This is a genomic window from Amycolatopsis rubida (assembly GCF_900115345.1).
Taxonomy (GTDB): Bacteria; Actinomycetota; Actinomycetes; order Mycobacteriales; family Pseudonocardiaceae; genus Amycolatopsis; species Amycolatopsis rubida.
Window position 1 is genome coordinate 628,991 of the sequence record NZ_FOWC01000002.1, and the last position, 26,521, is coordinate 655,511.

Annotated in this window: 24 protein-coding genes, 1 tRNA gene and 2 pseudogenes; 9 read left to right on the top strand and 18 right to left on the bottom strand. The window is 69.8% G+C overall.

Annotated elements, in window-relative coordinates:
* Positions 1 to 24: 24 nt before the first annotated feature.
* From BM362_RS11920 to BM362_RS11930, 3 genes are all read right to left on the bottom strand, one after another.
* Positions 25 to 2,037 (bottom strand): M6 family metalloprotease domain-containing protein, encoded by a 2,013-nt coding sequence (locus BM362_RS11920; protein WP_093573145.1) that lies wholly within the window; start codon positions 2,035 to 2,037, stop codon positions 25 to 27.
* A 418-nt stretch (positions 2,038 to 2,455) separates the two neighbouring features.
* Positions 2,456 to 3,322, bottom strand: coding sequence for a peptide chain release factor N(5)-glutamine methyltransferase (gene prmC, locus BM362_RS11925; protein WP_037815384.1), 867 nt, complete (start codon positions 3,320 to 3,322; stop codon positions 2,456 to 2,458).
* A gap of 75 nt (positions 3,323 to 3,397) precedes the next feature.
* Positions 3,398 to 3,742, bottom strand: a complete 345-nt coding sequence (locus tag BM362_RS11930; protein ID WP_067576341.1) for a MerR family transcriptional regulator — start codon at positions 3,740 to 3,742, stop codon at positions 3,398 to 3,400.
* Between the two features lie 56 nt (positions 3,743 to 3,798).
* Here BM362_RS11930 and BM362_RS11935 point away from each other — a divergent pair, with 56 nt between their 5' ends.
* Together BM362_RS11935 and BM362_RS11940 are read left to right on the top strand one after the other, a co-directional pair.
* Entirely contained in the window at positions 3,799 to 4,536 is a 738-nt protein-coding gene (locus tag BM362_RS11935) for an alpha/beta fold hydrolase (RefSeq protein ID WP_093573146.1), read from the top strand.
* Entirely contained in the window at positions 4,533 to 5,306 is a 774-nt protein-coding gene (locus tag BM362_RS11940; protein WP_093573147.1) for a TIGR03619 family F420-dependent LLM class oxidoreductase, read from the top strand. Before BM362_RS11935 ends, BM362_RS11940 begins: the two co-directional genes overlap by 4 nt.
* Before the next feature lie 145 nt (positions 5,307 to 5,451).
* On the opposite strand, the gene prfA is transcribed toward BM362_RS11940, so the two are convergent.
* The gene (gene prfA / locus BM362_RS11945) at positions 5,452 to 6,522 is read right to left on the bottom strand and encodes a peptide chain release factor 1 (RefSeq protein WP_067576338.1); all 1,071 of its coding nucleotides are present in this window, start codon (positions 6,520 to 6,522) and stop codon (positions 5,452 to 5,454) included.
* 81 nt (positions 6,523 to 6,603) lie between these two features.
* Entirely contained in the window at positions 6,604 to 6,831 is a 228-nt protein-coding gene (rpmE, locus tag BM362_RS11950) for a 50S ribosomal protein L31 (RefSeq protein WP_067576337.1), read from the bottom strand.
* A 233-nt stretch (positions 6,832 to 7,064) separates the two neighbouring features.
* Between rpmE and BM362_RS11955 the strand changes: the two genes are divergently transcribed.
* Positions 7,065 to 7,589, top strand: a complete 525-nt coding sequence (locus tag BM362_RS11955; protein ID WP_067576619.1) for a hypothetical protein — start codon at positions 7,065 to 7,067, stop codon at positions 7,587 to 7,589.
* 155 nt (positions 7,590 to 7,744) lie between these two features.
* On the opposite strand, the gene rho is transcribed toward BM362_RS11955, so the two are convergent.
* From rho to argS, 6 genes are all read right to left on the bottom strand, one after another.
* Positions 7,745 to 9,760: a transcription termination factor Rho gene (rho, locus tag BM362_RS11960; RefSeq protein WP_067576336.1), complete on the bottom strand. Its 2,016-nt coding sequence runs from the start codon at positions 9,758 to 9,760 to the stop codon at positions 7,745 to 7,747.
* 406 nt (positions 9,761 to 10,166) lie between these two features.
* Positions 10,167 to 11,078 carry a homoserine kinase gene (gene thrB, locus BM362_RS11965; protein ID WP_425285694.1) on the bottom strand — a complete coding sequence of 304 codons (912 nt, stop codon included), beginning with the start codon at positions 11,076 to 11,078 and terminating at the stop codon, positions 10,167 to 10,169.
* A gap of 118 nt (positions 11,079 to 11,196) precedes the next feature.
* On the bottom strand, positions 11,197 to 12,252 hold the full coding sequence (gene thrC / locus BM362_RS11970; RefSeq protein WP_067576335.1) for a threonine synthase: 1,056 nt from the start codon (positions 12,250 to 12,252) through the stop codon (positions 11,197 to 11,199).
* A 40-nt stretch (positions 12,253 to 12,292) separates the two neighbouring features.
* Positions 12,293 to 13,618, bottom strand: coding sequence for a homoserine dehydrogenase (locus tag BM362_RS11975; RefSeq protein ID WP_255366056.1), 1,326 nt, complete (start codon positions 13,616 to 13,618; stop codon positions 12,293 to 12,295).
* Positions 13,619 to 13,630: 12 nt separating this feature from the next.
* On the bottom strand, positions 13,631 to 15,061 hold the full coding sequence (gene lysA / locus BM362_RS11980; protein WP_067576334.1) for a diaminopimelate decarboxylase: 1,431 nt from the start codon (positions 15,059 to 15,061) through the stop codon (positions 13,631 to 13,633).
* Between the two features lie 3 nt (positions 15,062 to 15,064).
* Entirely contained in the window at positions 15,065 to 16,720 is a 1,656-nt protein-coding gene (gene argS, locus BM362_RS11985) for an arginine--tRNA ligase (protein WP_067576333.1), read from the bottom strand.
* 202 nt (positions 16,721 to 16,922) lie between these two features.
* On the opposite strand from argS, the gene BM362_RS11990 reads away from it, so the two are divergent.
* Both BM362_RS11990 and BM362_RS11995 read left to right on the top strand, forming a co-directional pair.
* Positions 16,923 to 17,759, top strand: a complete 837-nt coding sequence (locus tag BM362_RS11990; RefSeq protein WP_208865171.1) for a thioredoxin-like domain-containing protein — start codon at positions 16,923 to 16,925, stop codon at positions 17,757 to 17,759.
* 110 nt (positions 17,760 to 17,869) lie between these two features.
* Complete coding sequence (locus BM362_RS11995; RefSeq protein ID WP_067576613.1) at positions 17,870 to 18,547, top strand: DUF305 domain-containing protein; 678 nt, start codon at positions 17,870 to 17,872, stop codon at positions 18,545 to 18,547.
* Here BM362_RS11995 and BM362_RS12000 read toward each other — a convergent pair.
* From BM362_RS12000 to BM362_RS12010, 3 genes are all read right to left on the bottom strand, one after another.
* Positions 18,544 to 19,149, bottom strand: a complete 606-nt coding sequence (locus BM362_RS12000; RefSeq protein WP_093573149.1) for a flavin reductase family protein — start codon at positions 19,147 to 19,149, stop codon at positions 18,544 to 18,546. The genes BM362_RS11995 and BM362_RS12000 overlap by 4 nt on opposite strands.
* A 10-nt stretch (positions 19,150 to 19,159) precedes the next feature.
* Positions 19,160 to 20,080 carry a cation diffusion facilitator family transporter gene (locus BM362_RS12005; protein WP_093573150.1) on the bottom strand — a complete coding sequence of 307 codons (921 nt, stop codon included), beginning with the start codon at positions 20,078 to 20,080 and terminating at the stop codon, positions 19,160 to 19,162.
* 134 nt (positions 20,081 to 20,214) lie between these two features.
* Positions 20,215 to 21,336 carry an epoxide hydrolase family protein gene (locus BM362_RS12010; RefSeq protein WP_093573151.1) on the bottom strand — a complete coding sequence of 374 codons (1,122 nt, stop codon included), beginning with the start codon at positions 21,334 to 21,336 and terminating at the stop codon, positions 20,215 to 20,217.
* Positions 21,337 to 21,441: 105 nt separating this feature from the next.
* Between BM362_RS12010 and BM362_RS12015 the strand changes: the two genes are divergently transcribed.
* Positions 21,442 to 21,517, top strand: a tRNA-Arg gene (locus BM362_RS12015).
* Between the two features lie 297 nt (positions 21,518 to 21,814).
* Here the strand turns inward: BM362_RS12015 and BM362_RS12020 are convergent.
* The 3 genes and pseudogenes from BM362_RS12020 to BM362_RS48825 form a co-directional block, all read right to left on the bottom strand.
* Positions 21,815 to 22,018: pseudogene (locus BM362_RS12020) on the bottom strand (DUF779 domain-containing protein); the annotation flags it as partial.
* Positions 22,019 to 22,585: 567 nt separating this feature from the next.
* On the bottom strand, positions 22,586 to 23,056 hold the full coding sequence (locus tag BM362_RS50480; RefSeq protein ID WP_244287123.1) for a fatty acid desaturase: 471 nt from the start codon (positions 23,054 to 23,056) through the stop codon (positions 22,586 to 22,588).
* A 21-nt stretch (positions 23,057 to 23,077) separates the two neighbouring features.
* Positions 23,078 to 23,485 (bottom strand): fatty acid desaturase family protein, encoded by a 408-nt coding sequence (locus tag BM362_RS48825; protein ID WP_244287124.1) that lies wholly within the window; start codon positions 23,483 to 23,485, stop codon positions 23,078 to 23,080.
* Positions 23,486 to 24,358: 873 nt separating this feature from the next.
* Here BM362_RS48825 and BM362_RS12030 point away from each other — a divergent pair.
* Complete coding sequence (locus tag BM362_RS12030) at positions 24,359 to 24,562, top strand: cold-shock protein (RefSeq protein ID WP_067576327.1); 204 nt, start codon at positions 24,359 to 24,361, stop codon at positions 24,560 to 24,562.
* 71 nt (positions 24,563 to 24,633) lie between these two features.
* Positions 24,634 to 25,248, top strand: a complete 615-nt coding sequence (locus tag BM362_RS12035; RefSeq protein ID WP_244287125.1) for a DUF6292 family protein — start codon at positions 24,634 to 24,636, stop codon at positions 25,246 to 25,248.
* Positions 25,249 to 25,742: 494 nt separating this feature from the next.
* Here the strand turns inward: BM362_RS12035 and BM362_RS12040 are convergent, their stop codons facing one another.
* Positions 25,743 to 26,033: a response regulator transcription factor gene (locus tag BM362_RS12040; protein ID WP_244287126.1), complete on the bottom strand. Its 291-nt coding sequence runs from the start codon at positions 26,031 to 26,033 to the stop codon at positions 25,743 to 25,745.
* 101 nt (positions 26,034 to 26,134) lie between these two features.
* Between BM362_RS12040 and BM362_RS12045 the strand changes: the two are divergent.
* Positions 26,135 to 26,491 (top strand): annotated as a pseudogene (locus BM362_RS12045) (RICIN domain-containing protein); the annotation flags it as partial.
* Positions 26,492 to 26,521: the final 30 nt, after the last annotated feature.

Below are 26,521 nucleotides of genomic sequence, written 5' to 3' on the forward strand. Positions count from 1 at the left end.
CGGACGGAGGGCGCCTTTCCCGGATCAGAACCCGATCGCGGGACAGGCGGTCGTCGTGGTCTTCGCCGGGTCGGCGACAGACGTCGCGGTCAGCCGCACGCGAGCGGTGTGCGGTGCGCCTGCCGAGCGTTTCGCATAGGCCTGGATTTGCGTCGAGCCGCCGAACTTGGCGGTGGTCAACGCGTTCGGGAGCCGGACTTCCCAGCCGCGGGTGTCCGTGGACGCGGTCAGCCGGTAGGTGTCCTGGTCGTACGGGGCTGCCGCGCCGCGTGCCGAACCCTGGTTCGACAGGCGGAAGTCGCAGGTAGCGAGGCCACCGCGGGTGAACGCGGGCAGTGCGGGCCACAACCACGCGCCGCGCGTCTGCGGTCCGGCGCCGTCGAGCGACGCGACGGTGACCGTGTACGACAGCACGCCGCGGCTGTCCCGGTCGAGGTCGGTGACGAGGAAGCGCAACCGGTTGGCCTCGTCGGTGTACTCGTAACCGCTGGACGCGCCGGTGCCCGCCTTGAACGTGGCGTCGTTGAGCTGCCGGTAGTCGCCGACAGTGATCTTGACCGGGGTGCCGTCCGGCCGGACGTAGTCGGTCAAGCCGATATCCTGCGGGTTCGCGTCCACGATCCATTCGAACGGCGCGGCGTCGCGGCTCTTGGTCTTGGCCAGCAGGACGCCGGAGTCCGGGGCGAACGAATCCGAGCCCATCCGGTCGACGACCTCGACGCTGTAGTGGTCGTACCCGCCGCCGTCGCACTTCGGGTCCTTCGCCGGATCGCACCGGGGTGAACGGTCGCCGCCGGTGAGCGCGATCGTGATGCCCGCGTACGCGCCTTGCTCGGGCACCGCCTCCCGCGCGGTCACGCGAGCGGTGACCGGACCGGTCGTGGCGAGCTGGTTCCGGTCAAGGTTCAGGACGGACTTCGGATCGACGATGCCGAGCTTGAGTTTGTTGCGCAGCATGTGGTGCGCGCCCATCGAACCGCCTTCGGTCGCGGGGATCTGCCAGCGCGTGTGCGGGCCGCCGGGACCGTTGAAACTGCCGCGCGACAACATTTCCCACGGTCCGGTGTAGGACCGCCGGGGCGGATCGCCGAACGGGTTGTTGTAGTTGTCGCCGATGCCGAGGATGTGGCTGAACTCGTGCGCGAACACGCCCTGGCCGGAACTTTCCGCCTGCGTCGAGGATCCGTTGGCGGCGTTGGGCCAGATGGTCGAGGCCGAGGCCCACGACGTCCACGGCACGTACCGCGTGTGCGCCCAGTTCCGCTCGCCCGGTTTGCTGCCCGGCGGGCCGAATTCGGCGGGCACGTTCTCCTTCGAGCCGAACTTCATCTCGCCGAATTCCTGCCACGTCGAGCTTTCGTCCTGGCCCGCGGAAAGGAAGAAGACGAAATCGAACTGGTCGGCGACCGGACCGACGTCGGCGCGCCACGCGTCGCCCGCGTCCTTGCGCAGGTCCCGGGTGCAGTCGGCGTTCGCCGGGCAGTCCTCCGGCTGCATTTCCATGCCGTACTCGAAGGATGCGCCCGGCATCCGGTAGGGGCCGAACGCGGTGAGGTCGACGCCGAACCGGCCGCCGGAGTCCTCCATCCAGTACTCGTTGATGGTGTGGCCGTGGTTCAGGGTCTCGGGTTTGTTGAGGAAATCCTGGTAGTGCTGCGCGACTTTCTCGCGCGGCAGATTGCTGGCCGACGGCGACGGATTGCCGAAGACGGTCGAATGCGGCGGCTTCGTGACGACGAAATCCGCGTCCGGGTAGTCGGCGAGCACGACGGCGCCCTTGAACGTGCGCACGGTCGGTTTCAGCGCCGGGTCGGCCCAGTTCGTGCCGGGGACGTGACGGTAGTCCTGCCAGGTCATGCTCGCCTGGTCGGCCCAGTGCGCGGAGTCCAGCGGCGCGGGCCAGCCCTGGGTGAGCGGATCGGCCGCGGCGGTCCCGGCGAGCAACGCGGGAGCCAGCGCCGCGACCGCCACGACGACACCGACGCGGCCACGGGCGTTCCGGCTCCGGTGATCGCGGCGGGGTAAGGGGGATTTCATCCTCGCTCCTCACAGTCCGCCGGTCCGCCCGGCGGTCCCGAGGCCCGACGCTAACGGTGATCGTTAGGCGAGCGAACGAAATCCACCCCGCTGCCGCACGACGAAAGTCGGGCAGGAGCGGGGCAAAGGTGCGAATGGCCCAGCGCGGAGGCCGGACAGCACCGCGGGAAGTCCGTGAGGGGCACCTTCAGGGGCGCTGATTCCCTCAGAGGGTGTTTCGAAACCCGGTGGCGTGGTCGAGCGTTAGCTGTGACACCGGGGCGGCGTGGCGTTCATCGGGCGGTTGTGTGCAAGCTGCCGTGTAACACACGGATTCAGCGACTGACCACGCGGGTTTCGAAACACTCTCTCAGGGTTCCCCTCACGAACGCCCACCGGCCCTGAAGGGGTCCTTCAGGGGCGTTGGGCGAAGCGGGGCTCAGCCCAGCCGGCGAGCGGTGACGAACCGTGCGCGTCCGCTGTAGTCGGGATGATCCTCCACCCCGGTCAGCACCCGGCGCGCCCGGACCAGCGCGGGCACCGCCGAACCGTGGGTGTCGTCGTGTTCGATCGCCAGTCCGCCGCCCGGGCGCAGCAACCGCGCGCCGGCCGCGATCGCGTGCCGGATCACCGCCAGCCCGCTTTCCTCGGCGAAGACCGCGCGCGCCGGGTCGTGTTCGCCGACCTCCGGCGGGACCGGCGTGCCCTCCGGCACGTATGGCGGGTTGCAGAGCACCAGGTCCACGAGACCGTCGAGTTCGGCGAACATCGTCGGGTCGGCGATGTCGCCGGAGTAGAGCCGGATCGGGGTGTTGCCCGCCGCGGTGTGCACGTCGGCGTTGTGCCGGGCCCAGGCGAGTGCCTGCGGATCGACGTCGACCGCGTAGACCACCGCGTCCGGGCGTTCGTGCGCCAGCGCCAGCGCCAGCGCGCCGGAGCCGGTGCACAGATCGACCACCACCGGGTATTCGCGGCCCTGGAGGAACTTCACGCCCCATTCGAGCAGCAGTTCGGTTTCCGGGCGCGGGACGAACACGCCCGCGCCGACGTTGACCGTGATGTTGCCGAGCGCGGCCCAGCCGGTCAGGTACTGCAGCGGGATCCGTTTCGCGCGCTGCGCGACCAGCTGGCCGATCGCGTCGATCACCGGCGGGTCGACCAGCGGCACCATCGGCAGCCTGCCCCGTTCGACGCCGAGCACGTGCGCGGCGATGAGATCCGCGTCCGACCGCGGCGATTCCACGCCCGCCTCGGTGAGGATCCGGGTGGCCTCCATGATGGCCAGGCGCAGCGGCTGCCGATTCACTGGTCGTCCTTCACTCGTCGAAACTGCCCCCGGCGGGGGTGCTGCCCAGCGTATCGACCCCCGGCCGCGCAGACCTCACGCCTGGCCGAGATACCCGGACAGGACTTCGCGCCGCTGGGCGAGATCCCCGATCCGGCGGTCCACTTCGGCCAGTTCGCCGCGCAGTCTGCGCACCAGGTCGGGGCACAGGTCGAGATGCGCGGCGGGTCCGCTCGCGCAGTCGAGCATCCCGGCGATCATCTCCGTGGTGAGGCCCGCGGCCAGCAGTTTCCGGATCTGGCACACCCGGACGACGGCCTTCTCGTCATACACCCGGTAGCCGCTCGTGTTGCGCGTCGAGGTCAGCAGGCCCTGCTCGCCGTAGTACCGCAGCAGCCGCGGCGCGACGCCGGTGCGCTGCGCGAGTTCGCCGATCAGCATCCGATTTTCCTCTGTTTCTGGCCTTCACACTGGTGTCAATCCTTAACGTCGCGGACATGACAGAACATTTCGCGCCCCTCGTCGCAGGACAGGGCCCCGGCCTGCTGCTCGCCCACGGCGCGGGCGGCGGCGTGACCGCCAATTTCGGTCCGCTGCTGGACGATCTCGCCCGCACGCACACCGTGGTCGGGGCCGACTACCCGGTCGAGGGCGGCACGCTCGACGAACTGGCCGACGGACTGGTCGCGGCCGCCGTCGACGCCGGGGTCGGGAAGTTCACCGTGCTCGGCTACTCGCTCGGCACGGCCGTCGCGGTCCGCGTGGCCACCCGGTATCCCGAACGCGTGACCGGCCTCGTGCTCACCGCGGGCTTCGCCCGGCCGGACGCACGGATGGAGCTGGCGCTGGACCTGTGGGCAGAGCTGCTGAAGGGCGACCGCGCCCTGCTCGCCAAGTACCTGACGCTGACCGCAGTCAGCGAGCCGTTCCTCGCCACGTTGACGCCGGAGCAGCTCACCGCGGCAGTCGCCGGGCTGGCCGAGTCAGTGCCCGCGGGAACGGCGTACCAGGTCGAGCTGGCGCGGAATGCCGACACCCGCGCGGAACTGGCGTCGATCGCCGTCCCGACGCTGGTGATCGCCACGACGCTGGACTCGCTCGTGCCGCCGAGGCACTCGCAGGAGCTGGCCGACGGAATTCCCGGCGCGGAGCTGGTCGAGATCTCGTCCGGGCACGGCATCGGCGAGGAAGCGCCGGAAGCCTGGCTCACCGCGATCCGGAAGGCGCTGCGATGAGCCGCCAGGTGGTCCTGCCGAACGAGTCGCCCGATCTGACCCCGCACCGCCTCGCCGACCTCGCCCGGCTGGCCGAGGAACTGGGGTACGAATCCGTCTGGCTGCCGGACCACGTGCTGCCGCCGGAACCGTTCGGCGAGGTCTTCGGCGGCGTGTACGAACCGCTGGCGACGCTCGCCTACCTGGCCGCGGCGACCGAACGGGTCCAGCTGGGCACGTCCGTGGTGATCGTGCCGCTGCGCGAACCGCATCTGCTGGCCAAACAGGCCGCGACGATCGACCGGCTGTCCGGGCACCGGCTGGTGCTGGGCGTCGGCGCTGGCTGGAACGAGCCGGAGTTCGCGGAGCTCGGCGCGGATTTCCCTCGCCGCGGTGCGACTGTGGACGAGACGCTTTCATTGCTGGAGCAGCTGTTCACCACGGGGCGGGGCCGCTCCGGCGGGTACTTCGAGCCGCGGCCGGAGGGCCGGATCCCGATTCTGGTCGGCGGGAACTCGACGGTCGCGCTGCGCCGGGCGGTCCGGGCCGGGGACCAGTGGCTCAGCGCGGGTCTCTCGCCGGGGACTTTCGCGGAACGGGTCGCGAAGCTGGACCAACTCGATCCGGAGCGGCGCGTGCGGCGGATCGCCCGGCAGCAGTTCGACGAGAAGACAGCCGTCCAGACCTACCGTGCGTATCGGGAGGCCGGGGCGGACGCGGTTGCCTTGCACTTCGGGGGTGACGAGGGATACGAGGAGCGGATGGCGGGGTTCGCGGCGGAAGTCTCGTGAGTGTCTGTCCCGGTCAGAACCGCGATAGACACGCACGACGCCCCGACACCGACTGTCCTCAGCAGACTCGTCAGCCGGAGCCGTGCACGCTTTCCGCTCTGCTGGTGTTCTTCGCACCGAGGAAATCCCCGCCGCCGCCGGAGAATCAGCCAGCCTGAGCGGCGAGCCGTTCCTCCCGGTCAGCCGACGCCAGCGCGTCCAGCACCCCGTCCAGCTCGCCGTCGAGGACCTGGTCCAGGTTGTAGGCCTTGTAGTTCACCCGGTGATCCGAAATCCGGTTCTCCGGGAAGTTGTACGTCCGCACCCGCTCCGAACGGTCCACCGTCCGGACCTGCGAACGGCGCGCGTCCGACGCCTTCGCCGCCGCCTCTTCCTCGGCGACCTGCTGCAGCCGGGCCTGCAGCACCTGCAGCGCCCGCGCGCGGTTCTGGATCTGCGACTTCTCGTTCTGGCACGACACGACGATCCCGGTCGGCAGGTGGGTGATCCGCACTGCCGAGTCGGTGGTGTTGACGCTCTGCCCGCCGGGACCAGACGAGCGGAACACGTCGATGCGCAGGTCGTTCGGGTCGACCTCGACCTCGACCTCTTCCGGTTCCGGGTAGATCAGCACGCCGGACGCGGACGTGTGGATGCGGCCCTGCGATTCGGTCGCGGGCACCCGCTGCACCCGGTGCACGCCGCCCTCGAACTTCAGCCTCGCCCAGACGCCTTCGACGTCCGCGGCCTTGCTCTTGAGCGACAGCGTGACGTCCTTGTAGCCGCCGAGGTCCGACTCCGTCGAGTCGAGCACCTCGGCCTTCCAGTGGTGCCGCTCGGCGTAGCGCAGGTACATCCGCAGCAGGTCGCCGGCGAACAGCGCGGATTCCTCGCCGCCTTCGCCGGATTTGATCTCCATGACGACGTCGGAGCCGTCGTAGGGGTCGCGCGGCAGCAGCAGTTCGGTGAGTTTCGCTTCGAGCTGCGGGATTTTCGCCGTCAGCTCTTCGGCCTCGGCGGCGAACGCCGCGTCCTCGGCCGCCAGTTCCCTGGCCGCGGACAGGTCGTCGCGGGTCTGGTCCAGCTCGCGCACCGCGCGCACGACCGGGCTCAGCTCGGCGTAGCGGCGGCCCAGTTTGCGGGCACGGGCCTGGTCGGCATGCACCGCGGGGTCGGCGAGCTGCTGTTCCAGCTGTGCGTGCTCGTCGAGCAGCCCCTTGAGCGAACTCGAATCCACTTCGCCGTCTCCCTCTCGCGAACAGGCCCGGACAGAACAACGGCGCCCACCCGGGCGTGCGGGTGGGCGCCGTCGAACAAGCTACTTGGCGTCGGTCTTCTGCTGACGCTTGCCGTAGCGCTTCTCGAACCGGGCAACCCGGCCACCGGTGTCCATGATCTTCTGCTTGCCGGTGTAGAAGGGGTGGCAGTTCGAGCAGATCTCGACGTGGATCTGACCCGACTCCTTCGTGCTGCGGGTGACGAAGCTGTTCCCGCAGTTGCACGTGACGGTCGTGGCCACGTATTCGGGGTGAATACCGCTCTTCATGGTGTCCTCTCTCGTTGGCCCCGGGTCCCCAGTGCGGGGTGAACCGGTGCCGGACTTCAGCGGGTCATTCTGCCAGACGCGCTGGCAAGGGCTTCAACACACCCCGGTGACCAGGTATTCCGCCCCCGGTCGCGACGGCCGGCGGTGAAGGAAATTCGCATTGTACGGATTTTGTACCCGCTGGCGTGAAGCTGGCCGAGTTCGTGAATCGCTCACTTACTGGAGGTCCGGACATGCGCACGACCGACCTGCTCACCCGGCTCGCGAAGCCGGCCGCGGCGCTCGCACTCGCCGCTTCCGCCGCGGTCTTCGCGCCTGCCGCGAATGCTTCCGGCGGAATCACCGCCGCGGACGTGAACCCCGCCGCCGGAACGTTCTCGGAGCTGTCCGAGGCGAACCTGACCGGAGCCGCCGACGGCACTCCGGCCGGTGCGGTCGCCTGGTACAAGGCGCACGCCGGAAGCACCGGGTGGGAGCACTACTGCGAGAAGGCCGCGGAGAACTCCTACGGCGTCACCGGGGTCTGGGCGTCGGCCAACGCACATTGGAACGGGGCCAGCCCGAAGCACACCAGCGGCAAGCCGCCCGCCGGTTCGTTCGTGTACTGGAACATCAGCGCCTACGGCCACGTCGGCATCGCGGACGGCAACGGCGGTTTCTACGCCACCAGCGTCGGCGGCAAGATCGGCCACGGCAGCTCCACGAGCTACTTCAACAACTACCGGGGCTGGACTCCGGCCGCTGTCCCCCGCCACTGAGCTTTCTGCCGCGCCACCTCCCCGGTGCGGCAGAAAAGTCCGTGAAGGGCTCCCTGAAGGAATCTGATTCCCGCACGGAGTCCTTCACGGACCGCCACGCGAACCGGCCCGCCCCCAAGCCGATGGGGGCGGGCCGGTTCGCGTTGCGGCGAGACTCAGTCGTCGTCTCCGCCGCCGAGGGCGGTCTTCGAGACCTGCATCAGGAATTCGATGTTGGTCTTCGTCTTGCGCAGCCGCGAGATCAGCAGGTCGATAGCCTGCTGCGAGTCCAGTGCGTGCAGCACCCGGTGCAGCTTGTGCGTGACCGCCAGCTCGTCCGGCGAGAGCAGCAGCTCTTCCTTGCGGGTGCCGGACGGGTTGACGTCCACCGCCGGGAACACGCGGCGCTCGGAGATCTTGCGGTCGAGCTTGAGCTCCGCGTTGCCGGTGCCCTTGAACTCCTCGAAGATCACCGTGTCCATCGTGGACCCGGTCTCCACCATCGCGGTCGCGAAGATGGTGAGCGAGCCGCCGTTCTCGATGTTGCGCGCGGCGCCGAGGAAACGCTTCGGCGGGTACAGCGCGGTCGAGTCGACACCACCGGACAGGATCCGGCCGGACGCCGGAGCGGCCAGGTTGTAGGCCCGGCCCAGCCGGGTGATCGAGTCGAGCAGGACGACCACGTCGTGGCCCATTTCGACCAGGCGCTTGGCCCGTTCGATGGACAGCTCGGCGACCGAGGTGTGGTCGGAGGGCGGGCGGTCGAAGGTGGAGGCGATGACCTCGCCCTTCACCGACCGCTGCATGTCGGTGACCTCTTCCGGACGCTCGTCGACCAGCACGACCATGAGGTGGGCCTCAGGGTTGTTCGTGGTGATCGCGTTCGCGATGTCCTGCATGATCGTGGTCTTGCCCGCCTTCGGCGGGGACACGATCAGCGCGCGCTGGCCCTTGCCGACCGGCATGATCAGGTCGATCACCCGGGTCGTGAGCTTGTGCGGCTCGGTTTCCAGCCGCAGCCGCTCGTTCGGGTACAGCGGCGTCAGCTTGGTGAAGTCGGGACGGCGCTTGGCCTCGTCCGGCTCCAGGCCGTTGATCGAGTCGACGCGCACCAGCGGGTTGAACTTCTGCCGCTGCTGCTCGCCCTCGCGCGGCTGGCGCACGACACCGGTGATCGCGTCGCCTCGGCGCAGGCCGAACTTGCGGACCAGCGACAGCGACACGTACACGTCGTTCGGCCCGGCCAGGTAGCCCGAGGTGCGCACGAACGCGTAGTTGTCGAGCACGTCCAGGATGCCCGCGACCGGCAGCAGGACGTCGTCCTCGCGGATCTCGGTGTCCGGAGCGCCGCCCTCGCGCTGGCCGCCCCCGCTGCCCCGGCGGCGGCGGTCGCGGAAGCGGCGCCCGCGGCGGCCGCCTTCCTCGTCGTCGTCCTGCGGGCCGTTGTTCCGGTTGTCGCGGTTGTCCTGCTGGTTCCGCTGCCGGTTGTCCTGGCGGTTGTCCTGGCCGCCGCGGTTGTCCCGGTTGCCGTCGCGGTTGTCGCGGCCGTTGTCCCGGTTATCGCGGTTGTTGTCGCGGTTGTCCCGGTTGTTGTCGCGGTTGCCGCCCTGGCGGTCGCCGCGCTGGTCGCGCTGGCCGTCGCCCCGGTTCGCGCCGCCGCGGCGGCGCCGGTTGCGGCCGCCCTCCTCGGACTGGCCCTCGGACTGGCCCTCGGAACGGTCGTGTCGCTCCGGGCGCTCCTGCGCGGCGGGCTTGCCGTCCTGCGCGGTCTCCGCCTTCGGGGCGTCAGCTTGGGGAGTCTCCGCCTTGACCGGCTCGGCCTTGGGGGCCTCGGTCTTGCTGGGAGCCTCGGTCGCGGCCGCCTTCGGCGCGTCGGCCTTGGCCCGGCGGGCGGGCTTCTCGGCCTTCTCCGCCTTGACCGGCTCGCCGACGCCGTCGAGCGGCAGCGTCTCGGCCGCCGCGGCGCGCTTCTTGCTCTTGCCCTGGCGCTCGCGGATCGCGGCGATCAAGTCCCCTTTGCGCATGCCGGTGGTCTCGCCCACACCCAGTTCGCCCGCCAGCTGGCGGAGCTCGGCGATGACCATTCCGGACAGGCCCCCGGCGCGGCGCTTCGGAGCGGCCGCGGTCCCATTGGTTTCAGCGGCCGCGGCGGGGGTCTCCACGTCGCCGCTCAACAGATCGGTGTTGCTCACACATGTCCTTCCTGACCGATCCACGTTCCAGGTGGATCAGCGGACTGCCGCCGGTAGCGAGACGGCTTCTGCCTCCGATGCGGACGGCTCGCGCCCAGCCGTGCGAGACACAGCGAAGCGCCGCCAGCACAGGGTGTTTGCCCCCTCCGGACGGAGAAAGCGGAATTCGGCACCGCCGGAACCGGAAACCCGCCTGCGTCCCTCCGCCTCCCGCGTGCCGGGCGGTGCGGAATCGGCGGATCGACGAAGGATGCGGACCGGAGCCGCCGCTAGGGGCGGACAGGCCCGGCATCGGGTGCGGAAACGCACGGTGATCGAACGCCCCCGAGGGTAGACCGCGCCCTGTCCGGGTGCAACAACCACCCCCCGCGTGGCGCACGCTGCCGTCCAGCCTGTGACCAGGTCGTCACCCGGCCACAACCTGCACGCCATCGCGGTCCACGGGCAATTCGGCGACGTCAAACCCGGTAACGTCCACTCCCGCCGGGAGTATTCCCGTGAGCGTGAGAGCGAGCACAGTCGGACCGGCCCCGGAAATGGCGGCGGGAACGCCGTGGGCACGCAGCGTGCGCACGAGTTCCGTGCTCGCCGGGTATGCCTCGGCTCGGTAATCCTGGTGCAAGCGGTCCTCGGTGGCGGCCATCAGCAGTTCGGGCCGTTCGGTGACCGCCAGCACGGCGAGCGCCGCCCGTCCCGCGCTGTGCGCCGCGTCGGCGTGCGGCACCTGCGACGGCAGCAGCCCCCGCGTCATGTTGGTGGACGACTTCTCCGCGGGCACCGCGACCACCGGCCGGATCGCCGCATTCGGCTCCACGCGTTCGGCGCGGAACCGGCCGTCCTCGGACCACGCCACCACGAGCCCGCCGAACAGGCTCGCCGCCGCGTTGTCCGCGTGGCCCTCGAACTCGGCTGCGAGCTGGAGCGCGTCGGCGTCGAGCGGACGCTCCGCCAGCGCGTAGCCCAGCGCCACGCCGGTCACCACCGCGGCCGCCGACGACCCGAGGCCGCGCGCGTGCGGAATACTGTTGTGGCAACGAAGATGCAGGCCGGGCGACCGCACGTCGAGGTGTTCGCAGGCTCGCCGGAGCGCACGGACCACCAGGTGGGATTCGTCGGTCGGCACGTCCTCGACGCCGCCCGCTCCCGCGTCGAGCACCTCGATCTTCAAGCCGCCCTCGGTGACCTGCAGTTCGACCACGTCGTAGCGGGCAAGGGCGAGGCCGAGTGCGTCGAATCCCGGGCCGAGGTTCGCCGTTGACGCCGGAACCGTCGCGCGGAGCCCGGTCACCGCCGTCACGACCGCGCCCCGAGGTGGCATTGGGTGCAGGGAATGAGCCAGCGGCGCGCAGCGCCTCCGTGAAGTGCGGCGGCAGGGGCATGGACGGAGCACCCAATGCCACCTCGGGGCGATGCGGGCGAAGCGGGTACCGGGCCGGTCATCGCAGGTCCAGCGCCGCCGCGACGGCCGTCGGATCGACCGCGAGCGGTTCCACCTCGACGTTGCCCTCCAATGCCGTCGCCGGGTCCTTCAGGCCGTGCCCGGTGACCGTGCAGACCACCTTCGCGCCCTTCGGCAGCCGTCCGTCCGCCGCGGTGGCCAGCAGGCCGGCCACGCTCGTAGCGGACGCGGGCTCCACGAAGACTCCCTCGCGGCGGGCCAGCAGCCGGTACGCCTCAAGGATTTTCTCGTCGGTGATCGCGTCGAACAGGCCGTTCGATTCGGCGCGCGCGTGCACCGCGCCGTCCCACGAAGCGGGGCTGCCGATGCGGATCGCGGTCGCGATGGTGTCCGGGTCGGCGACCGGTTCGCCGTGTACCAGCGGCGCGGCGCCGGCGGCCTGGAAACCGAACATCCGCGGAGTGTTCTTGACCACACCGTCCGCGGCGTACTCCGAATAGCCCTTCCAGTACGCGGTGATGTTGCCCGCGTTGCCCACCGGGAGGCAGTGCACGTCCGGGGCCGCGCCGAGCACGTCGCAGATCTCGAACGCCGCGGTCTTCTGCCCGGCGATGCGCACCGGGTTGACCGAGTTGACCAGCGTGACCGGATAGTCCGCCGCGGTCTTGCGGGCGAGTTCGAGGCAATCGTCGAAATTGCCGTCGACCTGGAGGATCCGCGCGCCGTGCAGCACCGCCTGGGCGAGCTTGCCCATCGCGATCTTGCCTTGCGGCACCAGCACCGCGCAGGTGAGCCCGGCCCGTGCGGCGTACGCGGCGGCCGAGGCCGAGGTGTTGCCGGTGGACGCGCAGATCACCGCTTTGAGACCGCTCGCCAGCGCGTGCGTGATCGCCACGGTCATCCCGCGGTCCTTGAACGAGCCGGTCGGGTTCGCGCCCTCGACCTTCAGGTACACCTCGGCTCCGGTCAGCTCCGACAGGTGCGCGGCGGGCAGCAGCGGGGTGTTGCCTTCGCCGAGCGTGACCACGCGCGCCCCGTCGGGGACCGGAATCCGGTCGCGGTAGGCCTCGATAATCCCCGGCCACGCACTCATGCTTCCGCCTCGATATCCACGGTTCGCTGGCAAGCTGCGCTCACTGGTCTTCGCCTTCCACCCGCATCACGCTGACAACCTCGTGCACCACATCGAGTTTCGCGATTTCGTCCACAGTGGACTGCAAAGCCGCGTCGGGTGCGAGATGAGTGACCACGACGAGGCTCGCCGTGTCGTTCGCGTCGCGCTGGCGCACCGCGGCGATGCTCACGCCGTGCGCGGCGAACGCCTGCGCCACCTGGGCGAGCACCCCCGCGCGGTCCGCGACGTCGAGGCTCACGTGGTAGCGCGTCGGCGTCTGGCCCATCGGCCGCACCGGAAGCGCGGCGTGCGCCGATTCGCGCGGGCCGCGGCCGCCGTGCACCTGGTTGCGCGCTACCGCGACGAGATCGCCCAGCACCGCGCTGGCGGTCGGTGCGCCACCGGCGCCCTGGCCGTAGAACATCAACTCGCCGGCCGCGTCGGCTTCGACGTAGACCGCGTTGAACGCGCCGCTGACGCCGGCAAGCTGGTGGCTGCGCGGAATCATCACCGGATGCACGCGGGCGGACACCGATTCCGTGCCGTCGTCCGCGGTCACGCGTTCGCAGATCGCCAGCAACTTCACCGTGCGGCCGAGCGTGCGCGCCGCGGCCAGATCGGACGCCGTGACGTCGGCGATGCCTTCGCGGTGCACGTCTTTCGCGGTGACTCGCGAGTGGAACGCCAGCGAGGCAAGGATCGCGGCCTTCGACGCGGCGTCGTAGCCGTCGACGTCCGCAGTCGGATCCGCTTCCGCGTACCCGAGCCGGCTCGCCTCGTCGAGCGTTTCGGCGTAGCCCGCGCCGGTGGCGTCCATCGCGGAGAGAATGTAGTTCGTGGTGCCGTTGACGATCCCCATCACGCGGGTGATCCGGTCGCCCGCCAGCGATTCGCGCAGCGGGCGCAGCAGCGGGATGGCCCCGGCGACGGCGGCCTCGAAGTAGAGGTCCGCTCCGCTGGCGTCGGCCGCCTCGAACAGTTCGGCCGAATGCTCGGCGAGCAGCGCCTTGTTGGCGGTGACCACGGATTTGCCCGCGTTCAGCGCGGCGAGCAGCCAGCTGCGCACCGGGTCGATCCCGCCGACCAGCTCGACCACGACGTCCACGTCGTCGCGGACCACGAGCGCCGCGGCGTCGTCGGTCAGCAGTTCGGCGGGCAGTTCCGGGTGCTTGTCCGGACGCCGGACCGCGATGCCGACCAGTTCCACCGGCGCGCCCGCACGAGCGGCCAGCTCGGTGGCCTGTTCGGTGAGCAGCCGGGCGACCTCGCTGCCGACCGTGCCGCAGCCGAGCATCGCGACCCGGATGGGCGCGCGGTCGGTTGGAGACAGGCCTTTCGGAGACACAGTGGACACTTCTCAAACCTCCAGGCGCAGCATGTCGTCCGTCGTCTCCCTGCGCAGCAGCAGCCGGGCGGCGCCGTTGCGCACGGCGACCACCGCGGGCCGCGGCAGCCGGTTGTAACCACTGGCCATCGCGTAGCAGTAGGCGCCGGTCGCCGCGACGGCCAGCAGGTCGCCGGGAGCCAGCGTGTCTGGCAGCCAGCAGTCTCGGACGACGATGTCACCGGACTCACAGTGTTTTCCCACCACGCGAGACAACGCCGGGGTCACCGGCTCGTCGCCGTCGGAGGCCGACCGCGAAACCACCCGGCAGTCGTACACCGCGTCGTAGAGCGCCGTGCGGATGTTGTCGCTCATCCCGCCGTCGACGCTGACGTACCGGCGGGCGGTCTCGTCGCCGAGCGCGACGTCCTTGATCGTGCCCACTTCGTACAGCGTGAACGTGCCCGGACCGGCGATCGCGCGGCCGGGTTCGCCCGCGATGCGCGGCACCGGAAGCTCCGCGTACGCGCATTCCTTGCGGACGATCTCGCGGATCTGCGTGATCATCTGCGCGGGCGGCGGCGGGTTGTCCTTTTCGGTGTAGGCGATGCCGAAACCGCCGCCGAGGTCGACGACGTTCATCTGCTCCAGCAGGTCCCGGCCGTGCTCCTTGGCCAGCTCGGCGAGCAGCCCGACGACACGGCGCGCGGCGACCTCGAAACCGTCCGCGTCGAAGATCTGCGAACCGATGTGGCTGTGCAGCCCGACCAGCTTCAGCGACGGCGCGTTCAGCACCCGGCGCACGGCTTCGGCGGCATCGCCGGAAGCCAGCGAGAAACCGAACTTCTGGTCCTCGTGCGCGGTCGCGATGAATTCGTGGGTGTGCGCCTCGACGCCGACCGTCACCCGGACGAGCACCTTCTGCTCGACCTCGTGCGCGGCGGCGATTTCGGCGAGCCGGGCGATCTCGTAGTACGAGTCGACCACGACGGTGCCGACGCCTGCCTCGACGGCCGCGTCCAGTTCGGCGACTGACTTGTTGTTGCCGTGGAACGTGATCCGCTCCACCGGGAAGTTCGCGCGCTGCGCGACGGCGAGTTCGCCGCCGCTGCAGACGTCGAGGCTCAGGCCCTGTTCGGCCACCCACCGGGCGATCTCGACGGACAGGAACGCCTTCGACGCGTAATGCACGAGCGCCGGGTCGTCGAACGCCTCGGCGTAGTCGGCGCAGCGGGACTTGAAGTCCGCCTCATCGACCACGAACAGCGGTGTGCCGTATGTCTGCGCGAGATCGCGCACGTCGACGCCGGCGATTCGGACGACGCCGTCCGCGGCGCGATAAGTGTTGCGCGGCCACACTTTCGCGGGCAGTTGGTCGAGTTCGCCCGCGCTCGCGGGCGGGAACCCGGAGGCGTCGGCATGGGGGTAGACGTCGGCGTGGCGGGGGCCCGCGGGGTGCGCCATGGTTTACATCCGTTCCGGAGCGGAGACACCGAGCAGCGACAGGCCGTTCGCCAGGACCTGGCGCGCGGCTTCGCACAGGGCGAGCCGGGCGTACGTGAGGGGAGTGGCCTCCTCGTCGCCCTGCGGGAGGACCCGGCCCACGGTGTAGAACTTGTGGTACGCGCCGGCCAGTTCCTCAAGATAGCGGGCCACGCGATGCGGTTCGCGCATCTCCGCCGCCCGGCGCACCACCGCGGGGAATTCGCCGATGGTGCGGATCAGGTCGCCTTCGGCGGGCAGGGTGAGCAGCCCGAAATCGACGTCCTCGCCGATCTTGAGGCCCAGGTCCGCCGCACCGCGCCGCAGCGACGACAACCGGGCGTGCGCGTACTGCACGTAGTAGACCGGGTTGTCGTTGGAATGCTTGCGCAGCAAGTCCAAATCGATGTCCAAAGAGGAATCGACGGAGTAGCGGATCAGCTCGTAGCGGGCCGGGTCGACGCCGACCGCCTCCACGAGGTCCTCAAGCGTGATCACGGTGCCCGCGCGCTTGGACATCCGCACCGGCTTGCCGTCGCTGACCAGGTTCACCATCTGGCCGATCAGCACCTCGACCGTCGCCGGGTCGTCGCCGAACGCCGCGGCGGCCGCCTTGAGCCGCGCGATGTAGCCGTGGTGGTCCGCGCCGAGCATGTAGATGCACAGGTCGGCGCCGCGGTTGCGCTTGTCCTTGAAGTAGGCCAGGTCGCCCGCGATGTAGGCCGGGTTGCCGTCCTTCTTGAGCACGACCCGGTCCTTGTCGTCGCCGTACTCGCTGGACTTGAGCCACCAGGCGCCGTCGGCGAGGTAGAGGTTGCCGGAGTCCTTCAGCTCCTGCACCGCCGCGGCGACCGCGCCGGACTCGTGCAGCGAGTTCTCGTGGAAGTAGACGTCGAAATCGGTGCCGAACTCGTGCAGGCTCTGCTTGATCTGGCTGAACATCAGGTCGATGCCGATGCGCCGGAACGTCTCGTGCCGCTCGTCCTCGGGCAGGCTCAGCGCGCTCGGCTCGGCCTTGATCACCTCGGCCGCGATGTCGCTGATGTAGCCGCCCGCGTAACCGTCCTCCGGCGCGGGCTCGCCCTTCGCGGCGGCGATCAGCGAACGCACGAAACGGTCGATCTGCGCGCCGGCGTCGTTGAAGTAGTACTCGCGGATCACTTCCGCGCCCTGTGCGCCCAGCACCCGGCCCAGCGCGTCGCCGACCGCGGCCCAGCGCGTCCCGCCGAGGTGGATCGGGCCGGTCGGGTTCGCGGAGACGAACTCCAGGTTGATCCGGCGCCCGGCCAGCGCGTCGCCGCGGCCGTACTCCGCGCCCGCGGCCAGCACCTGGCGCACGACCTCGCCCTGCGCGTCGGCGGCGAGCCGGAAGTTCAGGAAGCCCGGTCCGGCGACCTCGGCCGCGGTCACGCCGTCGGCGCCGGCGACGACCTCGGCGAGCGCCTCGGCGAATTCGCGGGAGGCCATCCCCGCCTTCTTGGCCACCTGCAGCGCGAGGTTGGTCGCGTAGTCTCCGTGGTCCGGGTTGCGCGGGCGTTCGATGGTCACGGTCTCCGGCAGCACGGCGGCGTCGACGCCGCGTGCGGCGAGGACCTGCACGGCGGAGCTGCGGACCAGATCGGCGAGAGCGGCGGGAGTCACTCGCCGAATTCTAGGTGCGCTTCAGCCGCGCGCTTCCGGCGGTACAGGCTGGCGAGACGGCGGGCACACCGGAGGCGGATGTTCCCCCTCGCCGGGGCGCCCGTGGGTGTTCACGGTGATCGCACGCGCGGTCTCTACACTGGGCTACCGGCAGGGTCCGTCCGGATCCCTCCCCCGCTCTCACGAGGAGATCTCGGCAATCATGGCCAACGGGACCACCAAGAAGAAGGGCTCGTCCGCATCCGCGGTGAAGGCGGCGAAGAACCGCTCGGTCGTCATGGGCAAGCGTACGCCCTGGGGCACCATCATCGGCGTCGTCGTGGTGGTCGCCCTGCTGGCCGGCGTCATCGTCTACTACTTGCAGGCCTCCGCGCCCAAGCGCGACCAGGCCTCCCGGGACGAGGCGGCGGCGTCCTTCGCGCCGACCGCGAGCAACCCGGACCCGTCGAAGAAGATCCCCGGCGTGGTCACCAAGCAATACGCCGGATCGGTGCACATTCTGCCCACCGAACGGGTGGCCTACGACCAGAGCCCGCCCTTCGGCGGCCCGCACGACGGCTACTGGGCCACCTGCACCGGCGTCGTGTACCCGACCGCGGTGCGCAACGAGAACATGGTGCACGCGCTTGAGCACGGCACGGTGTGGATCGCCTACAACCCGGACCAGGTCAAGGGCGATCAGATCCCGCTGCTCGAGGCGCGGGTCAAGGGCAAGCCTTACACGATGATGTCGCCCTACCCTGGCCTGGACAAGCCGATCTCGCTGCAGTCGTGGGGCCACCAGCTGAAGCTGGACAGCGCCGACGACCCGCGCATCGACCAGTTCATCGCCGCGCTGCGGACCAACCCGAACGGTGTGTACCCGGAGATCGGCGCCTCGTGCGACGCGCTCGGCAAGGGCATGTTCGACCCGGCCAACCCGCCGAAGTTCGACCCGAGCAAGCCGGGCAAGGACGCGAAGCCGATGGACTACAAGGGCAGCACCGGGGCGCAGGGCGAGCAGGGCGGCATGCCGGGGACCCCGCCGGCCGGGCAGTGACCGTGAGCCGCACCGAAGACGGCTCCGGCCACTCCGGCCAGGATGAGGCGGGCGGCGTCGAAACCGCCCGCTCCGCCGAGACCGCCGAGTTCGCCGGGGAGTCCGCGCCGGTGGAACGGACCGGCTGGTCCCGGTGGGTGGTCATCGGCGGGACGCTGATCGCGGTGCTGCTGGTCGGGGCCGCGATCGGGGTCTTCGCGACGCGGCTCACCGACGGCGGCGACGCGGTGCCCGCGACGCCGGGTGCGGGTTCGGTCGAGGTCGGGTTCGCCCAGGACATGTCGGTGCACCACCTGCAGGCGGTCACCATGGCCGGCTGGGCGCGCGACCACTCCACCGACCCAGAGATCCGCCAGCTCGCGTTCGACATCGAGCGCACGCAGACCGAGCAGGTCGGGCGGATGAAGGGCTGGCTCATGCTGTGGGACCAGCCCGAACAGGCGACCGGCGCGTACATGACGTGGATGACCGAGCCGATGGGCCACGCGGGCATGCGGATGCCGACGAGCAGCCCGGCGGGCGGCGCGCCGATGCCGGGCATGGCCACCGACGCGGACCTGGCGAAGCTGCGCTCGCTGTCCGGCCGCGCGCTGGACGTCGAGTTCCTGCAGCTGATGCTGCGGCATCACCAGGGCGGTGTGGCGATGGCCGAGTACGCGCAGGACCACACGTCCAATGACGCGGTGAAAGCGTTGTGCCGCAGCATGTTGGTGTCTCAAGGGGCGGAGATGGACCAGATGAAGCTCATGCTGAAGGGGCGGGACGCGCAGCCGCTGCCTTTCCCCTAGAGCGCTCCCGAGCTTTTGTACGCAGGCCGCGCCAGGTCCTTGACCTCGCCCAGCGTCCCCCATTCGTCGCGCCCCAGCCGGGACAGCGGCCGCAGCCGCTCGATCAGCGGATGGTCGCCGTCAAGAACGTTCTCGGCGACCGCGAGGTGCACGACCCGGCCGAACACCACCGTCGAGCGGCCGAAACCCACCGTGCTGTGCAGTTCGCATTCGAATGCCACCGGCGATTCCGCCACCCGCGGCGGGCGGACCTTCAGGCTCGGCTCGCGGGTCAGCCCGGCCTCGTCGAATTCGCTCAGCTCCGGCGGGAAATCCGCGCCGGTGGCGTTGATCTGCTCGAACAGCGGCTCGGGCGCGAGGTTGACCACGAATTGCCGGGTCGCCTCGACGTTGCGCAGGGTGTCTTTCCGGCCGACCGAGGTGAACTGCAGGACCGCGGGCGCGGCCGAGGCGACGGTGAAGAACGAATGCGGCGCGAGGTTGTCCACTCCGTCGCGGGAAATGCTCGACACCCAGGCGATGGGCCGCGGTACGACGGTCGCGGTCATCAGGTGGTAGAACGCGTTCGGGGCCAGCTGTGCGGGGTCGAAGTCCTTGCGCATAACCCCCGGTCTACCAGGACAGCTCCGTGCACCGGCGGGCGCATTGCGGTCCCTCGACTTGCAGCGTCGCGTGTTTGATCTCGTAGCGGACCGACAGCAGGTCCTGCGCCTCGGTGAGCACGGTGGACTGTTCGGCGCCGGCCTGCATCGTCAGGTGCGCCGAAGCGACCTCCATACCCGAGGTGAGGGTCCAGACGTGCAGGTCGTGCACGTCCGCGACGCCCGGCAGCGCGGCGAGTTCGGTGCTGATCTCGCCCACGTCCACACCGGCGGGCGCGTGCTGGAACAGGATCCGCAGCGCGCGGCGGGCGAGCGCCCAGGTGCGCGGCAGCACGAAGAGGCCGATCGCGACACCGATGATCGGGTCGGCGTAGCGCCAGCCGGTGGTGAGCGTGATCGCGCCGCTGAGCAGCACGCCGACCGAACCGACGAGGTCAGCCAGCACTTCGAGGTACGCGCCGCGGACGTTCAGGCTCTCCTTCGCACCCGAGCGCAGCACCAGGAACGACACGACGTTGGCGACGAGACCCGCGGCCGCGGCGAGCAGCACCGGCAGGCCGGGCACCTCCGGCGGGTCGGCGATCCGGCCGATCGCCTCGACCGCCACGTACCCCGCGACACCGAACAGCAGCACCGCATTCGCAAGCGCGGCGAGGACTTCCGCCCGGTACATGCCGAACGTACGGCTGGGCGTCGGCCCGCTGCGCCGGGCGAGCACGATCGCGGCGAGCGCCATTCCGACGCCGAGAACGTCGGTGAACATGTGCGCGGCGTCGGAGATCAGCGCGAGCGAACCGGTCGCGAAGCCGACCGCGAACTCCAGCACCATGAACCCGGCGCCGACCGCGAGAGCGATCAGCAGCGCGCGGACGTAGCGGCCGGACGCGCTCGCCGGAGCGGCGGTGTGCCCGTGGCCGTGCCCGTGTCCCATCGCTCGCCTCCCGGGTTTCGGTGTCGAGAGGAATATATAGTGACATGCGCATATGTGCAATACAGGGTAGCCTAACTTCACTCTAATGCCTGGTGGAGCGTTTCTCCCAGCCCTGTTCCGCGAGGTGGGAAAGATCAGCGCACGAGCCGGAAGAACCCGCGGATCTGCTCGACGAGCGACGCCGGTTGCTCCATCGCCGCGAAGTGCCCACCGCGCGGCAACCGCTCGAACCAGCGCAGATCGGTGTACTTGAGCTCCGCCTGCCGCCGCGACGGGCGGACGATGTCGCGCGGGTAGACGGAGATGCCGGACGGCGCCGTGACGAGATCGCCGAAGCTGCGGTAGCTCTCCCAGTACAGCCGCGCGGACGACGTCGCCGACGCGGTGAACCAGTACGCCGAGATCGCGTCGAGCAGCTGCTGCCGGGTGACCGCGTCCTCCGGGTGACCGTTGTTGTCGGTCCAGGCCCAGAACTTCTCGGCGATCCAGGCTGCCTGACCGGCCGGCGAGTCGGTCAGGCCGTAGCCGAGCGTTTGCGGACGCGTGCCCTGTTGCCCCGAATACCCCCGGCCGGTGCGCCGGAACTCCGCCGCCGCTCGCGCGCCTTCGCGTTCCTCGGCGGTCTCGTCCTCGAAGTCGCCCGTCGGCGCGGCCGCCATGTTGACGTGCACCCCCGCGACCCGCTCCCGCGCCACCTCGCCGAGTGCGCCCGAGACCGCCGAACCCCAGTCGCCGCCTTGCGCGCCATAGCGGTCGTAGCCGAGCGAGACCATCAGCTGATCCCAAGCCGTCGCGATCTTCCGCACGCCCCAACCGGTTTCGCCCGGCTTGGCACTCCAGCCGTACCCCGGCAACGAAGGCGCGACGACGTGAAACGCGTCCGCCGGGTCGCCGCCGTGCGCCCGCGGGTCGGCCAGCGGGCCGAGGAGGTCGAGGAACTCAAGCACCGAACCAGGCCAGCCGTGCGTGATCACCAGTGGAAACGCGTCCGGCTCCGGCGAACGGAGGTGCACGAAGTGGATCCCGAGGCCGTCGATCTCCTGACGGAACTGCGGGAAGACGTTGAGCCGCTCGGCGAACCCGAAGTCGTAGTCCTCGGCCCAGCTGCGGCACAGCTCCTCGGCATAGCCCAGCGGCACCCCTTGCGACCAGTCGCCGACAGTCTCCGCTTCCGGCCACCGAGTGCGCCGCAACCGCGCTCGCACGTCGTCGATGTCCGCTTCAGCCACCCTGACCTGGAACGGCTCGGCACTCACCGCCGCCTCCCTCCGCGTCGACGGTTCGACGCTACCGCGTTAAGCACCCTCCTGTGCACGACCGGAACGGGGCATGCGCTAGGCTCTGTCCAGTCGCGCAAGCGAGCCCTCGTAGCTCAGGGGATAGAGCACTGCCCTCCGGAGGCAGGTGTCGCAGGTTCGAATCCTGCCGAGGGCACCACAAGGATGGGAACGGGAGAGATGTCAGAGATGACATCCTCCCTTTTTCGTTTTCAGACGGCGGGACCGCAGGTCCAATCAGCGCGACCGGGCCTGGCTTTGCCGCCGTTCCCCGGATTCCGGCCTTCGGGATGAGATCGCGTTGGCGCGGTCGGCGGCTCGTGAGCCGGGGATGAGTCGTTGACCCGCGGCCGCCGGTTCGTCTCCGCACACCGCGGCACCCGCGTCGCCGCCCGGTTGTGCCGGGTACCGCTGCCGCCCGGGTTCCGCGAACGACGGGCCAAGCCCACCGGGGTGCTTACGGCAAGCCAGTCCGCCGAAGCGCCGGGGCTGGCGGCTGCCGCGCGCTCGCCCCCGCGTCCTTGCGCATCCTCGACCGCACCTGGAACCGGACGCCTTCCGGTGCTTCGAGGGAGAACTCGTTTCCCCGCCCGGGCACCACGTCGACGGTCAGGTCGGTGCGCCGCCAGTACTCGTACTGGTCGGCGCTCATCCAGCCGGGAATTCGCCGAGACCCGATCCCGGCCGAGCGGTGCGCCGGTTCCGCACGACCGGGCGGCAGCGACAACTCGTGCCCGGCATCGGCTGAACCCGTGCGCCGTCATCGCCCGCGTGCCGATCGTCGAGTCAGGCGATTGCCTCGACCGTCTCGGACCAGCCTGCCTTTTGCCGGTCTTTGTGCGCGCGTGGCCGTTTCCGGCGAGGGCCGCGCGAAGGAAGGACCGGTGTCAGGGACTCCCGAGCGCCGCGCCGCCGAGCTGACCCGACCAAGTTCTCGCGCCGACCCGCGAAGGCCTCCGTGGCCTCTCCTCGGAAAACGGCAGGCGACAGCGCCTCCGGTGGTCCTCCGCGGATTCCCGCTCAGCGCGGTCGTACTTCGGCTTTGAGAATGAGCCAAACCGCTGTTCCGATCCGGATTCAGCGTCCCAGAGCAGTCCTGGGCCCGCCTCGGACCACCCGATCCGCAACGTTCAACAGCAGTGTCACCACCCTCGCCGCCTGCTGCGCGCACACGACACGATGACGGCGTCGTGAGCGGCCTTTTGCTCCGCCGAGGCTGCTGGTCCGATCAGCGGGGTTCATGGACAGGCTGCGCAACTACCCGATTCCGCACCATGCGCCCGGTGTGCTTCGAGTTGACGAGGATGGCGCACACTCGATTCGCCAGCGATTGCCTTGCGAGCTGCGGGCGCCAGAACGGGTCGGCCTCAAGAACGGTTTTCCTTGCCCGCTCGGCAGGCAGGCTTTGCCCAGGTCGCAACCCGTTTCGGCGTGGCTGGCGCAGCCGTCCCAGTACTTCCGCACCGAACCGGTAAGACGGTCTGCGGCACGCAGCGGAGCGCCGAGCAGATTCCGGTGGCCGAGGACCGGCCGGCAGGAGTGCAGCAGACCAGTTCTGTGCGTAAGGGATCTCGTGCTGACGGCAGAATCGTTCCACGATCAGGTGAGTGCGGCGCAGGTGCGGGCGGGGTATGCCGGGAAAGAGGTGGTGCTCGATCTGGTAGTTCAGGCTGCCGCGGATGTCGCGCGAGGTCAGCATTTGCCGGAGCAGGCCTGCCGGTCATCGTCGGCATTCCCTTGTGGTTGGGCGCGAACGAACAGCCCAGGTAAATGCCCCAGAGGGCTTGGTGCACCACGACGAACGTGACCGGGCGAGAGCACGAGAAACACCGCGTGCGGCAGCCCGTGACGGCGCGGTCAGCAAGGTGCCTTCGACGCGGCGCATCTTCGTCTCGCCGCGCCACACCGCCCGGATTCCCAAGACGTGCGGGTTGAGCCCATCGAGGGTGCGCAGCGGGAAGAAGAGAACCGCCTGATTCTTGGCCAGCCAGCGGAGAAAACCCTGTTTCACGCGGGCCTGCCGGCTGGTGAAAGCCAGCGCCGGGAGGTCGAGGTCGGGGTCGTGCTCCTCGTGGCCGGGGTCGGCGTGGTGCCGGTTGTGCCCGTCGTTCCGCCGCTGGTAGCTCATCCCGACCAGACCGCCGTGCACGACGGCGGGTCCGGAAAATCTGCTTGTGCCCGGCGTCGTGGCCGACGAACACCAGCTGCGCGAACACCACGGCCAGCAGAACCGCGATCAGCAGCTGCCACCACGTGCCGCCCAGGAACGCGAACCCGACCCACGGTCCAGAGAACACCGCCAGGTCCGCGACGATCACCGCGGCGTGCTAGCAGTGGCGGCGGCGCAGCAGCCCGGCTCCGCGAACTTCGGCGAGCAGGCTGCCTTACCCCGCCGACGCGTTCACCAGCGCGACGTCGCAGACGCTCCGGCGGCGAAGGAGGAAAACCGAACGCCGCGGCTGCGGCGGTGATCGGCGGCGGAGAGCGTGCGTCCGGCGGCGGGCGAGTCGGGATGACTGAACAGCACCGGTGAAGCCGGGACGCGGGCGCTGCGGGAATGTACGGGTGTGCGCGACAAAAGAAACTCCTGGAAAAGAGGCCGGAAGGTGAACACGGCCGGCGGTGACGCATGAGCACCGAACAGCGGCGTCGAGCAGGTCGACGCGCACCGGGTTCGGGCAGAGGCTTGGTCGCAGCTCGGACAGCGTCGCCAAGGTTCCTCGTGACCCAGAGTCGGAGGCGCGGCGCGAGCCTGCTCCTGTCGACACTACGCGCATCAGAGGGAAACCGCCAGCGGAGGGCCCTTGCTTGACGGCCCGCGTGCCGGTGTGCTCCACTGTTCAAGGTTAAAGATTTTTGTGCTCGTTGTTCCTGACGCCCGCAGAGGTTTTTGGCGAGCGTCGGCTCTGTCCCCTTTCGGGGCTCTTTGATTTCACGCTCGCGACCCGGCCGCCTCGTACGAGGTTGCGCCGCATACTCGACGCGAGAAGGAAAAATTCTGATGTCCCAGGGTACTGTGAAGTGGTTCAATTCCGAAAAGGGATTCGGATTCATCGCTCCCGACGACGGTGGCAGCGACGTGTTCGTCCACTACTCGGAAATCACCGGCGGCGGCTTCCGCAGTCTCGACGAGAACGCCCGCGTGCAGTTCGACGTCGGCCAGGGCAACCGCGGCCCGCAGGCCACGGCGGTGTCGGTCCTCTGATCACCACCACGCCGGCCGCGCCCACCCGCATCCCCGCCCCGCTCAACGTTCCGGGTTTCGAGGTACCGACCGTGATCTCGACTCCCGCCCCGCCGAGCGAGGGCACGGCAGCGCATCTCGCCTCCTGCCGCACCGCCCACCTGCGCGAACATCAGCAGCACCGCGCCCTCGCCGCACGCACCGTCGCCCGGAAGGCGCGCGACCGCGACGACGAAACCCTCCTGTTGTCCATTTTGGACCTCGAACCCGGTGCCACGGCACCGAGCCTGGAGTCCGCGCTGGCAAGCTACGTCCGTCAGGTCGCCGAGCAGATCGGCGTCCCCCTCGACGCGGTGACGCACGAGGTCACCGACACCGCCACTGCCTATCTCGGCCTCAGCTCCAGCACCGCCGCGCTCCCGCGGCGCGACCTGATGCTCGTCTGGGACGAACGACTCGGCTGGTCCATCGCGATCGAACCACGCGGCAACGACCGTCCGCCCGTGATCCGCCGCCTCCGCGGCCACCTCGCGCCCCCGCCCGGCATCGTCGCGCAGTTCGTCGCCGACGTCCTCGACGGACGCCACAACGAACAGCTCAGCCCCGTGCCCGCCCAACTCGACCGGGCAGCCCTGGCGGCACACATCAACGCATTCCCGGGCAGGCTCTCGAACACCGACGCGAGTGCCCGCGGAATCCGGCAGTAGCTTTCAGCCAGTCAATTCACGTTTTTCGCTGAGCGATGCTCTTCGTCATTTCCCGAATAGCGATCGCCTTCCCCGCAAGTCAGCGAATTCCGTCACCTCAGCGCGGCAGCCGGGATATGCCCACTGCTCCGCAACGTCCGTGAGGCCGCCAGATCACCACGGATGAAGCCGAGCCGAAGACACTGCCCGCCCTGCACGAACGCGCTCCGCAGGTCGGCGACCGGCCAAGTTCCTCGTCGAGAGCCATCGTCCGGCAGGCTTCCGCTGTTGGCTGTCGATCACGTCGGCTTCGGTCGCGAGGACGAGGAGCCAGACGGTTTCGCTGGTCCGGGGTCAGCACTCGCAGCGCTGATCGCGCGGAACGGTCAGGTCCGCGACCCGGGGGCGCCCCCAGGTCGCCTCGACCTGCCGATGAACCCCTCTTCAGCCCGGTTCCGATCTGTTGACAGTCCTGCCGGCGGCACCGCACTGGCCCGATACTCGAAACCGCCATCTCACACCGGGCGGATGAGGCGGCTCTCGTAAGCGAAGATCACCGCCTGGACCCGGTCGCGGAGTTCGAGCTTGTGCAGGATCCGCCCCAGATGCGACTTCACCGTCGCCTCCGCGAGGTGCAAGGCGGCCGCGATCTCGGCGTTGGACAAACCGCAGCCCACCTGGACCAGCACCTCTCGTTCGCGGGCGCTGATTCTGCTGAGCCGTTCGTCGCGGGCGGTGGTGGCGTCGTCGGGGAGGTGCGGGCGGAATTTCTCCAGCAGGCGGCCGGTGACGCGCGGGGAGACCACCGCGTAGCCAGCGGCTACGGTGCGGATCGCGGTGAGCAGTTCCTCCGGTCTGGTGTTCTTGAGCTGGAAGCCCGACGCACCGGCTTTGAGCCCGGCGAAGGCGGATCCGCAACCACCACTCGGCCAAGGTACTCGGTGTCGATCAGATGTCCACTGCGGACAGCGCGGTGGTCGTCCAGTACACCGACAACGGCGACGGCTGGTTCCGGATCGTCAACCGCAACTCCGGCAAGGTGCTCGGCGTGCACCGCATGTCCATTGCGGACAGTGCCAGGGTGGCCCAGTACGCCGACAACGGCACCACCGACCACGACTGGCGGCTGCTTGACGACGGCAGCGGCTGGTTCCGGAACTTCGGCAAGGTGCTTGGCGTGGACCGGATGTCTACTGCGGACAGCGCGCAGGTGGTGCAGTTCAGCGACAACGGGACTGCGGACCACTTGTGGCGAATGCGCTGACCCAGGCGGCGCCCGGGTGGCTTCCGACCT